Raw genomic sequence first — 15,799 nt, forward strand, 5'->3', positions numbered from 1 at the left:
TTATGATTCCTTTCTATCGGATATTAAAGCCATCATATAACCGCCATATACGGCCTCTTTAACATCCACTTCGACGATAAAGTCCAAGTTCTTTTTCTTTAATATTTCAATAATTTGTTCTTTAACGCCATAAGCTTTTTCAATAAACCCACCACGTAAAGCTAACATGAATTTTGAATTGATTCCTGATTTTTTATATACAGTAAGTATATTTGAAGTAATTTTCTTTGCTTCATTTTTTAGAATTTTCTTAGCATAACTAGAACTGCTATGCATACTTAAAACTTGTGCCAGACTCGCAATTTCTTGTTTCTTTGATCGATAAATATAACCAATTAAACTTGTACGATCTGTTGCTCCAATTGTCTTAAGTATATGTTGTTGAAATTTATTTAGTGATTTATTTAAATCCATTGTTTCTAAAATGTCTTTAAATAATGACATCACAACGCTATATGCGGAGCCTTCATCACCAAATAAATGTCCATAACCTCCATAACGATTGATCTTGTCGTTATTTAAAGTATAGATGATGCTACCAGTACCACCTACCACATAAATAAGTGGTAGGTTTTCTTGGTAAACAGAATATAAACCTAAATGTGCATCTGGATGGATATTAACCTTTGAATGGAATTGATTTGATAATTCTTCTTCTAAAGCTTTTATATCCTTAATCATACTATATCCAGCAACACCAATATGCATTACGGGTGCATGTTCGACTTTAATCAGTTGGTAGATAACATCTTGAATGACTTTTTTTGCTTGGATTGCATCAACCGCAAAGTTTGAGCTCGGTGCAACCACTCTTTTTGTTTCTAAGCCATTTAGATTATATAAAACTCCTAAAGTTTTTGTTCCCCCGCCATCAATACTAATTACAAAATTACTCATACTTAATCGGCGCCTTTCCAGTTGGAATTAATTCACCTTTTAAGTACTTGATGACCGCATCGTTTGAATTTGGAGTGTATTCGTAGAATGCTACATAATTTTTAATTGCTTTTGTGTAATATAAATCATACGGATTACGTAGTGCAAGGATATGTAAATCTTTATTTAGTGTTGCTAATTTATCTACTAAATTAATTTGTGATTGATAAACATTACCGTTATAAGTTGTATAAATCACTTGGTCATATCCTTTAGCTTTTTCTATTACTTCTTCCATTTCAGCATCTGTAGGAGATACTGCAATTTCTAAAATATCTAAAAAAGGAATTTCTTTTTTAACTTTTCTTGTTAATGTTGACCCACCATCAGTGTCATCAGCAATTGTTGTTGCTTTAGGTAGTGTTGTAACTAATAAAGCATTGTTGCTTAATTTGATTGGCTCACCCTTAATTAAGGTAACAGCTTCTTCACAAATTTTTGCAGCTAGTGCTTTTGTTTCATCATTTTCAACTAATGCTTTCACATCTTCATACGTTACATTAAAGTCAATTGGTTTTAACATTTTTTTATAACGTAAGATTCTTTCAACTCTTTCATCAAGAGTTTCCATTGTTAATTCACCAGTCGCTAAGGCTTTTTCAATTCTATCTGCTGCGCCAGTTTGATATGGTAGATCATGACAGATACATAAGAGGTTTGCACCAGCATTTAATGTCATTAATGAAGCTTCAACTGCACCATAATGTGTATCGATTGCTTTCATTTCTAATGCATCGGTAACGATTAATCCATCAAAGCCCATTTCTCCTCTTAGAAGATCTGTTAAAACTTTTTTAGATAATGTCGCTGGAACCCCTTCAGTTAAATCTGTGAAATTGATATGTGCACTCATGATGGCTTGGACACCTTCATTAATTGCACTTCTGAATGGTTTGAACTCGAATTTTTCTAACTCAGAACGCGTTTTTGTAACAGTTGGTAACCCTAGGTGAGAATCCACTGTTGTATCGCCATGACCCGGGAAGTGTTTAGCAGTTGCTACAATACTGTTTTGTAATCCTTTAATAGTTGCATTCGCATATAAAGATACTAATTCAGGTGTATCTGCATAACTTCTAACCCCAATGACTGGATTTCTTGGATTATTGTTAATATCTAAGATGGGAGCAAGATCCATATTAACCCCAAGGTTAATTAATTCTTTACCCATTAAATCTCCAACTTGATACGCATATGCTAATTTGTTAGTTGCTGCAATTGTCATTGCCCCAGGGAAGAATGTTGCACCATCTTGAATTCGTGAAACCATTCCACCTTCTTGGTCAATTGAAATATATAAAGGAATTCCAATTTCTTCCATTGCAATCTTTTGCAGTTCTTTGTTTAATTCAAATAGTTGTTTAGGTGAAACAATATTTCTAGCAAATAGAATAATGTTACCTACTTTATAATCTCTAATTAACATGCGCACATCATCATTAACTTCTGTGCCATGGAAACCAGCCATAATAAGTTGGCCAATTTTTTCTTTTGTTGATAAATTCTTGAGTTCAAATTTATTCATATAAATGATACCTCTTCTTCAGTTCTCTAAAAGTATTTTCATCTTTTTCAAATTGTTTAAATATTTCATCAAGAGGTGTTCCATTTTTTACATCTTCGCCACCAGTTAAGAGGTTAATCATTGGATTAGCTCCTTCTTTAAATGGCTTTAAGAATTCGAAACCTTCGTAAGTTCTGATAATATTAAAAATTTGATAACCACTTCTTACTGGACTAAATTTAGTTTTGTCAGTTAAGAAGATTTCGATACCATGACAAGTTTGTCCTTGATGTTTAGAAAAACTTGGTGTGAAATGAATAGGTCTTACTTTAATACCGTCTAGGTTTAAAGCACGAACCTTTTCACATAGGTCATCCGCATCAATAAATGGCGCACCGATTAATTGGAATGGTCTTGTTGTACCGCGACCTTCAGATACGTTTGTTCCTTCATAGTAACAAGTAGCCGCATAGACAAAAGCACTGTCTATTGTCGGAAGATTTGGTGATGGACTTAACCATGGTAAGTTATATGTTTTATAATCTGCTTTTGGATCATAATTTTCCATAGGAATAACGACTAAATCACAATTGATTTCAAAAGCTTCGTTAAATAACATCGCTAACTCGCCAACAGTTAATCCATAACGTTGTGGGATACTATAATATCCAACAAATGAGCGGTAATTTAAATCAAGTAAGTTACCTTCAACATCACGTCCCAATGGATTAGGTCGATCAAAGACAACAAACTTAATGTTATTTTCTTTTGCTGCAATCATCGCATATGCCATGGTGTAGATGTAGGTATAAAATCTTAAACCTACATCTTGCATGTCATAACATAAAATATCTACACCTTCAAGTATTTCAGAAGATGGCTTTTTATTTTTACCATATAAAGAGTGCACAGTTAATTGTAATTTTTGATCAAAATAACTTTCAATATGTGCCCCTGCTTCTTGGTCTCCACGAATACCATGTTCAGGTGCGTATAAACTAACTAAATTAACTTTTTCTTTTAGGATTTCAGATGTTAATTTTAAATTGCTATCAACACCTGTTGGGTTAGTAATCAATCCAACATTTTTTCCTTTAAATAAATCTATGTATGAATCAATACGATCAATTCCTAATTTAAGCATTTTCTCTATCCAATTCCTCTATGAATTTAACAACTGGTTTAAATAATAACGCATAAAGTACAACTGGTGTTGATAAACCAACAAAGATGAATAATAACATTGTAATTGGAGTCAGCATAAGTGCAACTGGAATTAATGCGATTAAGACTGCTAAGACAGTTCTAAAGATGTATTTGCCACTTAAGAAGAAAGCAAACTTCATCATTAACCAAAGATTGGTCTTTGGATAAGTAATCATTAAAGGTAATGTATAAATTAACACAAACACAACTGTTGCAACCATGATAATCATCACATAAGTACCAATGGTATTAATTGGTGATGGGTCTAAAGCTGCAATGTCAGCATAAATTGTTAAGTTAAAGATTGCAACTCCAATTGCTAAGGCTAACATTAAGCCAAGTTGCATTTTAATTGAGAAATCTTCAATAAAGTATTTGAAAAAAGTTTTAATAATTGGTTTTTCGTTTTTATTTGCATAATCGTTAAATAATTTATAACCTGCAACGAATGCTGGATAAATTGTAAGAATTGGTAATGAACAAATCACCATTAAAATATTGATTAATGTGATTCTAATTACCCAGTCAGCAAATGTATTTAATTTTTGGTGTAATTTAGATTCAACGTTTTTCATTAGCCGACGATACCTGTTCTTTCAATAGATTCAACGAATTGTTTTTGTACGAATAAGTACATAATTAATAATGGTAACATCATTAATAATGCTGCAACGTTAGAAACTAACGCTAAGAACATTGGGTTTGACCAAATATCTTTACCGATTAAGTGTAACGCACCAGCATAAGATAATGCTGCATAAATATTTTCTGATGCATTTAATAAACGCATTGTTAGAATTGGGAATTGTGCTGTTGATACTTCAAAAATCTTAGCGAAGTAAACATCATTCCATTGCCATACAAATGCGAATAATGCAACTGTAATAATCGCACCACGAGCGTTTGGTAACATAACGTTCCAGAAGATTCTTGGTACGCCAGCACCATCGATTTGTGCAGATTCTTCTAATTCTTTAGGTAAACCTTTAAAGAATGATTGGAAAATATAAATGAAGATACCACTACGAATCCCCATACCAAGCACGCTCATTAAGTAAATTGATGTTTCTTTACCAATTAATTTAACTTCTCTGAAATATAGATATTGTGCAAGTGATAATGCTTGTGGAGGGATTACAATTGTTAAGATAACAAAGATAAATAAGACCTTTGTTAATGGTGATTTTAATCTTGCAAATGCATAACCAGCTAATGCTGTTGATATAACTTGTAAGACCATTGAGATACTTGATAATTTGATTGTATTTACTAATGCATCCCAGTAATCAAGTACCATGGCAGCGTATCTAAAGTTTTCCACAGACCAGTTTTTTGGAATCCAAATAACTGATGGGTCATTAATATCTGCCGCTGCTCTGAATGCTAATAAGATTTGCTGAATTGTTGGATATAAAATAACGAAACATAAACCAGCAAGGAATACAGTTCTAAAGAATGCAGTCAAGAATGCCTCAAACTTTCTTTTTCTTCTAACTTTATCGCCTCTTAATTTAATTTCATTTGTTTGAACCAACTTTTGTTCTTTTAAGTTTGCACTAATGTTAACGTTCATAATGGCTATCTCCAATCTTAAGTGCCTTGAATAATAAGACAATAATCATCAAGATACCTAAAATACAAATTACATAAATCCATGCCATTGCACTACTTAATCCCCAGTTTTGACTGTTTAATTCATCTGAAATAATTTCAGAAACCGGTGATGTTAAGAATGTATCAACTAATGCATAAATTGTAACGGTTAAAATGTGTGGTGTAACGTTAGGTAACGTAATTAACCAGAACATTTCATATGATGTTGCACCTTCAATCTTAGCCGCTTCATATAAGTGGCTTGGAATTGATTGAATACTTGCTAAGAATAATAGGATTGGAACCCCAGATAGTGCTAAAATGTCATAGATTCTGCTGATTAAACCAACAACTAGACCAACAGCAAATTGTGGGAACCCTGATTGAAGTAAATAGAACTCCAAGTCAAAGATTTTTCCAATACCTTGTTGAGCAAGAATTTCAGTAATTGCATCTCCTCCACCTAAAGCAGTAGCTACTGCAGCAGAGTTTAGGATAACTGGAATGAAGAAGATCGCACGAACGATCGCGCGTCCTCTAAATTTCATGTTAAGTAAAACTGCAATAAATAGTGAGAAGATTAATAATACAGGTAAGTTGATTGCAACGTCTGATAATGTATTAACTAACTCAACTTTGAATGATGTAGCACCACTTGTGTGGATGTTAAGTGCATAAATATAGTTTTCAATACCTACCCAAGTTTCTCTAATAAATCCGACTTCTGGTTTTAATTCAAAGAAACTATAACGTAGTGAGTTGAAAAACGGTAATATGAATAAAATTGCTAAACCGGCGATCCATGGTAATAAGAACACTAATGACCATATGAACTTTTGTTGTTCATATGTGAATTGTTTTTTATTTTTTGGAGTTGGGTTTACTTCTTTTTTAACTGTATCTTGCATTAGTTAGCCCCTCCTATAACAACATAGTTCATGCCAGTTACATGATGTGTACCAACAGTCACTGCATATTGGTTGTAGTTAATCATAATTTCTAAACCATTTGAGTAAGTCACCTTATACACATTATTTTGTAATCTTTCATGGTTTACTAATACGCCTTCATGAAGTTTTAAACTGTCTACAATTTCAATTTGATTTTCAATTTGATCTAACCAGTTTACATAGTGTGTTGACATGTATTGGTTATGTTTGGTATTTAGTAATTTTTGACTTGATTCATAAGATAAAGTGTACTTTAAGTTAGAACCAGTTTCTAATACTTTTAAGAATTGATATTGTGTACTTCTATTTGAAGTTAAGTTAATTGATTCTGAAGTGTAATCTACTAAGCCAGATAATACTAATTGTAATAATGGTATTTGATAATCAATTAAAGCATATAAAGTTGTTTCAGTTGGTAAATCATTAACGAATGATGCATAAGGTAATGCAAATCCAAGTGGATTAGATAATAAGATCTCTTCATTCATAATTTCTAATAAATTCTTTTGTAAGTTTAATGCATCTTGTTTATATAGTGTCTTGTTGTAGTCATAATGTGACGCAAGTGATGAACCAACAAAATCAAGTGCTAATCCACTAACATTTGATTGCTTAGTGAAGTTCTTATACATTGCTTCGTATAATAATGGATTTAATACATATTGGTCTAAAATATTTTCTTTATCAAATTCTGATGAAGGCAATTTAGATGGCACATGATATACAAAGTACATTGCAGAAGAGCCACGAACTCTCATTGAATTGTATCTAAATGAATCAACAAATCCACGATACTTAGTTGTTGTTACAAAGTTAGCATGTTGATATAAGTCAATATCTAAATCATTTAAATATGTATTTAAACTATCTAAACCAGATTTTCCACCTAATACATCAGCCACTTCGTTACGGTCAAACATTAAGTTACTTAAACCACCATTAGATACCCCTAAATAACTTACATTTAAGTGTGTCACGTTACGGTCTTGTAACTTTTCAATAATTTCTTTTGCTTGTTCAAAAGTTGTTAATGAATCTAATGTTGAATATGGAACACCTAAGAAGAATGATTGTTTATCGAATGCTCCGATAAATTCAGCTGTTAACACAGTTTTAGTTGTATTATCTTTTTGTTCCATACCTAAATTATTAATTAAGTAATTTCTATAAACATTTGCGATGCCAACATAACTATTTTCATTTCCTTTTAAGAATGTATAGTTTACTGCAAAGTCTGATTTCACAATGTCTTTTGTCCATAATGTCACACCATAACGGTTATAACCTGTACCTAAGACAACTGATTCAGTTTCTCTTAATTGGAATGAAGTATAAATTTTATTGTAAGCATCAATTCTTCCAGAGATATCGGCATTGATATATGCCATTGCATCCCCTTCTGTAATGATTGCTGCAAAGCCACCAACATTTTTCTTAACCATGCCATAAACTGGAATGTTAATTTTTTGTTGTTCTTCTGGCATTGAAAATGGCATTAATGAAAGGTCTGTTCCATATAGACGTTTACGATAAGCATTTTGTGAAGTCTTTGTATTATTAAATTCAATGACTGCACCAGCACCATCTGGAACAACTAAATATCCTTCAGTTGGTTTGTTTTCTTCATCGATTGCAATTGCCGTACCAAATAACGGATATAAAGAAACTTCTGCTAGGTGTGCGCCAACCTCAACGATTGACTCTCTTAAAATCTTAGCTTCAATACCGCTATCTAATAATTTGATTTGAACTGCCATTTGGAATTCAACGCGTTCTTCTTCATCAAAAATTTCATGTAATGCATTTTCTTCTGCGACACGGTCTAGTGTATAACCATACTTAGTGTAAAGAATTTCATAAAGATTTCTCTTTAATAGTAATGTCATTGATGAATCATATTTTTCAATAAAGTAGAACTTTTCATCATCAGTAAATTGGCCATCACCATTCATATCTTTTTCTTCATATTTTGTATAAGCTAAACTCTTTAATCTATTCGCATCACGTGATTCAAATTCAGCTAATTGCGCTTCAGATAGATATTTAGGGAAGTATAAGAATGAAATCTCTAAGTTCTTCATTGTGTAAAGAACTTGTACTGCATTTTCAGATTCAATATACTTAATAGCAAATGTTCTTTGACCTTCAGGTGTTGTAACACTTGCAGGGTGATAAATTGATAATGTGTAGTTGTTTACTGAAGTAATTGATCCAGCATCATTATAGTAAGAATACTCCAATGTTGCTTTTTGTTTATTTTTAGCAGCAATAATTGGTTCAGTTGGGTCTTCAATTGTAGGATTTGATTGCCATTTTGTACCAGAAACTTTGTCTACTAATGTAATGTATGAAGTTGTTTCATCAATAAATAATTGATATTTACCATTTTCGGCAACTAATTTTTCTGTGTTTGATAATTCCATTGATTCAACGAAACCATCTTTAGTAAAACTTTGAGTTGTTGCGTAAGTGTATTTTGTATTCTTTAGTGGAATTCCAATAACTAAGAATGCTACTAAGGCTACAGCTAACACTGAAATAATAATTTTCTTTAATAATGTGTTCATCTTCGTAACCCCAACTCTTCTATAATAGATGCAATGAATGAAATGAATTGTTGGATTAAATCAAAGAATAATAATCCGATAAACATCATAACTAACATCGCAAGTACAGTTAGTAAGAAACATGCGATCGTCTTAAATAATCCATATTCATGAATATTTAGAATACCCATGAATAACATCCAACCTGTCATTACATAACTTAATGCAATAGCAAGTGTATAGAATGAAATTTCGTCTAATGTTAAGAGGTTAGAAATGAAAACTGCTGGGAATCCTACAATAACGATAGGGAATAATGCATACCCAGTTACCATTAAGATTTCTTTAAATTTTCCTTTTCCTTCCATTAACGTAGTCACAGACCAGTTACCTTCGACAAATAAACCGATAATTAATACCACAGAGAAAATCTGTTCGATATTATTTAATTTCATTGGATTTCTTAAGTTAATAATAAATGCTTCATATTGGTAAGTAACAATATTAAGTAGAGCGAATAATGCAATCATTGTGATTGCAACCCACAACTTACCCTTCTTTTGTGTCTTAAATTCGTCGTATCCATCAAATGGATGCGCTAATATGTAAGCAGGAAAGGAGATTAAATCATTAAAGAATGAACCTATTTTTTCTTTCATGACACTTTACTTCCTTTTCTTTTTTTGATTTGCTTCCAAACATATAAACCAGTTGGAATAATGATAATTATCGCTAGGATATATCCGAAGTTTGCTTTGATAATGTTATTTCTGTATTGTTTGAATGCTTTTGAGTAATAATATTGGTCATGTCCATACTTAAAGTATTCCATAGCAGTTTTATAGTCACCATTTCTTAAGTAGTATTTACCAATACCTTTATATGCAACTTCATAGTTTGTGTTTAGTACTAATACTTCTTCCCAAACTTTAGCTGCTTGTTCAAATTCTCCCATGCCATGGAACATAATTGCTTCATTTACTTTTTTACCGAAGTTTGTATGTTCATATACAACTACTGTTCTTTGACGTCTGTCTAAAACTAATAAGTTATCATTGAAGTAAGTAATCGCAACCCCTTCAGCAAATTTATCAGATTGGTTTCCTGCTTCACCATTGATGTATAATAGGTTACCTTCTGAATCATAAGTGAATAGTCTTGAACGTTTTTGATCTAATACTGTATAAATTCCATCTTTATAAATCGCAATATCTGCTAAAGTTGATGGTCCATCAACAACGTAGTTATTCATGTTAATTACGTATTGTTGGTCCCCCTTTGGAATTGCATATCCTTCACGTTGTAAGACATCGACCCCTTTAGGGTTGATTAACTGAATCATCGCCTCATCGTTATTTTTTGATGGGAGTGATGTAGCATAAATGAAGTTTTCAGCAGTCATTGTAACGTTTGTATATTCTGTTGGTAAGAATTTAGGAAGTCTTGCAATTTGTTCTTCTGACATTAATGAACGTTTGAAAATATCAAATGGTGTTAATTTAATTGGGTTAACACCAGTGAAACGGTTGAATGAACCATTATTTTCTAACTCAATAATACCTTCGAACATATCTTGCGCAACCACATACATACGTCCTGTTGTATCTGTTGTAATTTTCTTAGGTTTAAATGCCTTACCTTCAAATGCGATATTATCTACTTCTGTGAAAATATCTACTACTTCAAAATCATGGTTTAATTTTAAAATTCTTAGGTTTTCAGTATCAGCAATGTAAATACCAGTATCCTTAACATCTAAACCTCTTGGTTTATTTAATGTATAGTATTCAGGAACTGATTCGCCTTGTTCAATTAAATAATCTTTATACGATTCTGAAGGCACGAAGTAAGTTACTGCTAACTTACCATCTTCTTTTAAAAACTTTTCAACTTCAATTTCTTTTGTTGGATTTGGATTATCCTCTGTTGGTTCTTTTGAATCATCAGGAACAGTTTCTGTAACTTTCTTAAAGACATAACGAGGACCCATTGCAACATCAAATCTTTCATCAACAACAACTAAGTTATTGCTGCCTGATGTTATAATGTATAATTTCCCATCATATACAACCATATCTTCAGGTGAATTGAATGGAACACCTAAAGTTTGTTCATTGAAATATGCTGAGAAGTTTAACCCTGGAGCCGAGTGAATGACTTCTCCATAGTAAGAATAGTTGTATCTAACAACTGCTAATTGGAAAGGTAGTAAAATTAATAATAAAATTTTAAAAGTTAATTTCATGGCTACCTCCTACTTCATACCAGAGTGACTGAATGTCTCAACAATACGAGATTGAGAGAAAATAAAGAATGTCACTGGAACGATCATCATGATGAATGAAACGGCTGCAATTGTACCTTGACGTTCAATTGAACCTTGTGCAATTTGTTTTAATGCGTAAGATAATGGTTTCCATTCTTCTGAGAAGATGTAAGTACCACCATCTGCAGTCCATAATCTTTGGAATAAAAGAATAATTAATGTTAACCACGCTGGTTTAACAAGTGGCATAACAATTTGGAAGAAAATTCTATATTCAGATGCGCCGTCGATTTTAGCTGATTCGATTAATTCAAATGGAATTTGTTCCATGAATTGCTTCATTAAGTAAAGACCTAATGAAGAAGCAATCGCTGGTAAAATGATTGCCCATGGTGTATCAATTAAACCTAACCATGAAATCATCATATAGTTAGGCGTTGCTGTTACTTGTGGAGCAAACATTAATGAGTAAACGACTAATCCGAAGACTAAATTTCTGCCTGGGAATTTATATTTAGCTAATGGGTAAGCTGCCATTGAGGCAATTAAAACGTGACCTACAGTACCAAGTAATGTAACAAAGATGGTATTAAAGAAATATCTTGAGAATGGAATCCATGAGTTTCCAATTAATTCTGATAAATCTCTAAAGTTATCAAATGTAGCATTTCTTGGGAATAGTGTTGGAGGGAATACGAATAATTCATCTAATGGTTTGAATGCATTTGACGCAGTCATTACTAATGGATATGCTGAGAATATGCCAAATAATGCTAATAAAATGAATAATGATATGTCCCCAGCAACTGAACGATTAATACGTTTTTTCTTGCTGTATTTACGTTTAAGAAGGTAATTTTTAATTACTTGCATCTTATTCACCTAACCTTCTTAAGAAATTTCTAACTAATACGTTCGCACCAATCATAATTAAGAATAAGACGGTTGCGATTGCTGATGCATAACCTAGGTCAAATCGTATTGAACCGTAGTCAATTAAGTGGGTAACAATCGTATGTCCTTCATATTGAACAGATGGGAACCCTACCAATTGCATCGATACTTCGGCAATAGCAAGTGATGTTGTAATTTGCATCACAGCACCGAATAATAATTGTGGTTTCATTGAAGGAATGGTAATGAACCATAGTTCTTGCCAACGGTTTTTAACACCATCGATTGCGCCAGCTTCATATAATGTTCTATCAACTGATTGTAAACCAGCAATGAATGATAAGAATGAAACACCTAAACTTAACCATAATTGAACGATGATAATTACAAGTAACATGTAATCCGGATCTTTTAACCATAGAATTGGGTTATCGATTAAACCCCAGTTCATTAAGAACGCATTGGCATAACCATGTACGTCACCTGAGAAGATTAATAACCAAATTAAGAATGCATTACCAGAAATGGATGGTGCATAGAAAATTAAAGTCATGAATGCTCTCATTCTAGGTTTTAATTCATTAATTAACCAAGCGAATACGAAGGCTAGTAAGTAACTTACTGGCCCTGTAACAACCGCTAGGATAATTGTGTTTCTAATTGCAATAATAAATATTTCATCATCTAAAAGTAATTTGATGTAGTTGTCTAATCCAATAAACTTAGGTGTTTCTAACATATTGAATTGAGTAAAACTGATACCTAAAGACATGAACACAGGAATTACAGTGAACAGAATGAACAGTAACACATAAGGCGCCATTAAAATATAATGGTGCTTATGAGCTTTCATTTCTTGCCACATATACTTGGATCTAGTTTTGAAATCCAATTTTGTTGCTGCTTGCATAAGATCCTTCTCCTACTCTAGTCCGAATTCACGACGTTTCTTCGCAAGTTCTTCATTAATCATTTGTACGTAATCATAGATTGTTTCACGTGGGTTTGTTGATTCATTGTAAACCATACGGAATGCATTATCTAAGTGACGTCCTGTCATATATCCACCTGGAACTTCGGGAATTCCACGAACCCAAGACCATTGTTCTTGAAGTTTTTCTAATTCGCCTAATGTCCATGGTAGTAAACTTAACGCTTCAACGTTTGCTGTTGGGTAACGAGCCGCAGCACCTAAGATTCCTTCCATTTCTCTACCAAATCTTACTTGAGTTTCTGTAGAAGTCCACCATTTAAGGAACTCCCAAGCTTCTTCTTTCTTGTCTGATTGGTTTAAGATAATTGAAGATGAACCACTTGCTACTGTTTCTCTTCTAATTTGTGTTTGACCAAATTCATCTACATATTCAGTTCCTGGAACTGGAATAAAGTTCCATTTACCTCTAATCTCAGGTGCAAACACTGCTAATGTATTGTATGTATTGTAGTTAACGATACCGATTGGCATTTGGCCTGAACGGAATCTGTTAACAAAGTTTGCTTCAACAGGGAATGAATAGTTTGTATAGAAGCTTGTCCATTGTTCAAATACTTCTGGTCCTTTACCTTCATTGAATCCTGATTGACGATCTCCATCAATATAGAACTGTCCATCATTTTGGAAGAACATTGTTGAGAAGATTGGGTTTGGTTCTAACGCAATGGCAGCACCTTGTGTTAAAGGAACTGGTAGGTAGAACTCTAAGTTGTATTTTTGAAGCGATGGAATCATTTCAGTTAACTCTTGCCATGTGTTTGGTGGAGTTAAGCCAAATTCTTCAAAAATATCAGTTCTATAGAATAACATTAAGAATGTTTGTTGTTCTGGTAAAGCATATGTACCACCATTGAATTGGTAAGGAACGAATGCTTCTGCCATAAATCTTGTCTTAATTTCATCAAAATCATCAAATTGTGATAAATCATAAGTTGCACTACGCATTGCATAGTTAACTGGTGTTGCATTACTTTGACCTAACGCAACGTCTGGTCCACGTCCTGATAATGTAGCAGGTAATAAAGATGAACCTGCAACTAATTTTAAGTCAACTTGAATACCAGTTCTTGGAGCGAATGTTTCATCAATTAATTTTCTTAAAATATTAGCTTGGTCTTGACCAGTTGATAACCATACTTCAATAGTTTCAACAACTTCACCAGTATCTTTTCTACCAACAGCTGCATAGTTTGTTGTGAATGTTGCGATAAACGCTCTTGTGCTATACCAAGTTGATTCGAAGAATCCTGCTTGTGTAGCTGGAAGTTTTGCTTTTGGTTGATGGAACATGAAGTAATCAATTTCAAGTGGCTGACTTGATAAAAGAATAATTAATGAACCTAGTGATGAAATATTTGATACGTATGTATTTAAATTCTTTTGAATTTCTCTTGGTTTCTTAATAAAATCTTGTAATTGTAAAATCGCAGTATCTAAAATACCAGTCTTTTCAGACTTAGAACCTGAAACATCAATTAAAGTTTGACGTAAAGATTTTAAAATATCTAATTCTTCTTGGAAACGATCAAGTAATCCAGGAATATTAATTTGTAATTCATAGTCTCTGTATTGGTCTGGAGACGGACCTGTGAAAATTAAAATTTCACGATAAATTTTGTTTAAGTTATTTACAACGTCTTGTAAATCAGAAATAACTGAACCATACACACCAAGTGATACTTCCATCTTAAGTTGGTGTTTACCTGGTTCAAAATAGAATAAGAAAGCTTCACCTTTTGTACCTAATGTTTGGATTCTCCAGTCATTAGATTGAACAAATGAATAGTTTTCTAATTCAGCAAAAGGAACTTCACCATCAATATAAATATTTCTAAATACTGACATACCAGTTGCTAAACGCTGTTTAACACGTAAACTAATTTCATATAAACCTGCTTCTTCAATATCAAATTCCCAAGTAATATAATCCCCCGCTGTACCCCAGTTTGTCCCACCAATTGTGTTTAACTTAATTAGTTTTGGATCTGAAGGCATAGTCTTTGGACTTGTTCTATCGTTTAATGGATAAATTGTTGGAGAAGTTGTACGTGTTGCGGTTTCTGCTTGTAAGAAATTAATTGGTTGGTTTGCAATTTGATAACCATTTTGTTCATATGTTGCTTTTACTTCAACATATGTTGGTAATGATTTAATTGATTCAACTGTAATTTTTTCAATTAACAACGGTTCTCTAATTGAATCAAGTTTAATCTTATTAACGCCTTCTTCAAAATAGAAATAGAATGGTTCGTCAATATAACCAATGCTGTCTTTTAAATATGCGTCAGTCCAAATTGGCTTTTCTTCTTGGCTTGGTCTGATATCATTTCCTAAGAAATCTTGTTCAACGATATCTTTTGCCCCATAAAAACGATGGAATACAACTTGCTCCACCGCTTCAAATGGTACTTCATCATTTAAGTAGAATTTACGTTCAATAGCTGAACCTTTACCTTCATATGCAAAGTATCTTAACTTAATATGATAAAATCCCGCTTCTTCAACGTCTACTTCAAATTCGAAAGAACCGGCTTCTTTAGTTAGAAGTGATTTATCAACACCTTGATAATTATTAAGGATTTCAAAATCTCCTGTAGCGCTAGAGAAATCAGTTCCGTAGACTACTATCTCTTTTCCTTGTGGGAATGTTTGATTTTTAGAAAGGACATAGTCTTGATAGTTTTTGACATAGGAGTCATCTGCATTGGCTCTTCCTGACTCTACTGAAACTGACTGATTGTACTTTAAAGTGTCTGTGTCAAAAGCTATAAGAAGCGCATCAGTTACGATATACGCAAAGAATACTAACACAATGCTTAAAATGATAATATGTATCTTTTTCATGTTCACCTCATGAAAATGGCATAACCTTCCTAGACCTTAAGGTAAGGTTTAGGAAGGTTACTACCA

12 protein-coding genes are annotated in these 15,799 nt (G+C 32.7%); all 12 read right to left on the reverse strand.

Annotated features, from left to right (window positions below):
• The 12 genes from EXC59_RS04070 to EXC59_RS04125 are packed head-to-tail and all read right to left on the reverse strand — an operon-like array spanning position 1 to position 15,733.
• The gene (locus tag EXC59_RS04070; RefSeq protein WP_035368426.1) at positions 1-897 is read right to left on the reverse strand and encodes a BadF/BadG/BcrA/BcrD ATPase family protein; all 897 of its coding nucleotides are present in this window, start codon (positions 895-897) and stop codon (positions 1-3) included.
• Positions 890-2,461: a beta-N-acetylhexosaminidase gene (gene nagZ / locus EXC59_RS04075; protein ID WP_035368427.1), complete on the reverse strand. Its 1,572-nt coding sequence runs from the start codon at positions 2,459-2,461 to the stop codon at positions 890-892. The genes EXC59_RS04070 and nagZ overlap by 8 nt, the downstream gene beginning before the upstream one ends.
• Positions 2,454-3,584, reverse strand: a complete 1,131-nt coding sequence (locus EXC59_RS04080) for an exo-beta-N-acetylmuramidase NamZ family protein (RefSeq protein WP_035368428.1) — start codon at positions 3,582-3,584, stop codon at positions 2,454-2,456. Before EXC59_RS04080 ends, nagZ begins: the two co-directional genes overlap by 8 nt.
• Positions 3,577-4,221 (reverse strand): DUF624 domain-containing protein, encoded by a 645-nt coding sequence (locus tag EXC59_RS04085; protein WP_035368430.1) that lies wholly within the window; start codon positions 4,219-4,221, stop codon positions 3,577-3,579. Before EXC59_RS04085 ends, EXC59_RS04080 begins: the two co-directional genes overlap by 8 nt.
• Complete coding sequence (locus EXC59_RS04090) at positions 4,221-5,219, reverse strand: carbohydrate ABC transporter permease (protein ID WP_051658932.1); 999 nt, start codon at positions 5,217-5,219, stop codon at positions 4,221-4,223. Before EXC59_RS04090 ends, EXC59_RS04085 begins: the two co-directional genes overlap by 1 nt.
• Positions 5,209-6,147 (reverse strand): carbohydrate ABC transporter permease, encoded by a 939-nt coding sequence (locus tag EXC59_RS04095; RefSeq protein ID WP_035368432.1) that lies wholly within the window; start codon positions 6,145-6,147, stop codon positions 5,209-5,211. The genes EXC59_RS04090 and EXC59_RS04095 overlap by 11 nt, the downstream gene beginning before the upstream one ends.
• Positions 6,147-8,756, reverse strand: coding sequence for a DUF5696 domain-containing protein (locus tag EXC59_RS04100; protein ID WP_035368433.1), 2,610 nt, complete (start codon positions 8,754-8,756; stop codon positions 6,147-6,149). The genes EXC59_RS04095 and EXC59_RS04100 overlap by 1 nt, the downstream gene beginning before the upstream one ends.
• Positions 8,753-9,394, reverse strand: coding sequence for a YIP1 family protein (locus EXC59_RS04105; protein ID WP_162163897.1), 642 nt, complete (start codon positions 9,392-9,394; stop codon positions 8,753-8,755). Before EXC59_RS04105 ends, EXC59_RS04100 begins: the two co-directional genes overlap by 4 nt.
• Complete coding sequence (locus EXC59_RS04110; protein WP_162163898.1) at positions 9,391-10,980, reverse strand: NHL repeat-containing protein; 1,590 nt, start codon at positions 10,978-10,980, stop codon at positions 9,391-9,393. Before EXC59_RS04110 ends, EXC59_RS04105 begins: the two co-directional genes overlap by 4 nt.
• 9 nt (positions 10,981-10,989) lie before the next feature.
• Positions 10,990-11,874: a carbohydrate ABC transporter permease gene (locus EXC59_RS04115; protein ID WP_051658934.1), complete on the reverse strand. Its 885-nt coding sequence runs from the start codon at positions 11,872-11,874 to the stop codon at positions 10,990-10,992.
• 1 nt (position 11,875) lies between these two features.
• Positions 11,876-12,805, reverse strand: coding sequence for a carbohydrate ABC transporter permease (locus EXC59_RS04120; RefSeq protein WP_035368436.1), 930 nt, complete (start codon positions 12,803-12,805; stop codon positions 11,876-11,878).
• A 12-nt stretch (positions 12,806-12,817) separates the two neighbouring features.
• Positions 12,818-15,733 (reverse strand): extracellular solute-binding protein, encoded by a 2,916-nt coding sequence (locus EXC59_RS04125; protein WP_035368438.1) that lies wholly within the window; start codon positions 15,731-15,733, stop codon positions 12,818-12,820.
• Positions 15,734-15,799: the final 66 nt, after the last annotated feature.

Origin of the sequence: Acholeplasma hippikon, from assembly GCF_900660755.1 — a bacterium.
Lineage (GTDB): Bacteria > Bacillota_I > Bacilli_A > Acholeplasmatales > Acholeplasmataceae > Acholeplasma > Acholeplasma hippikon.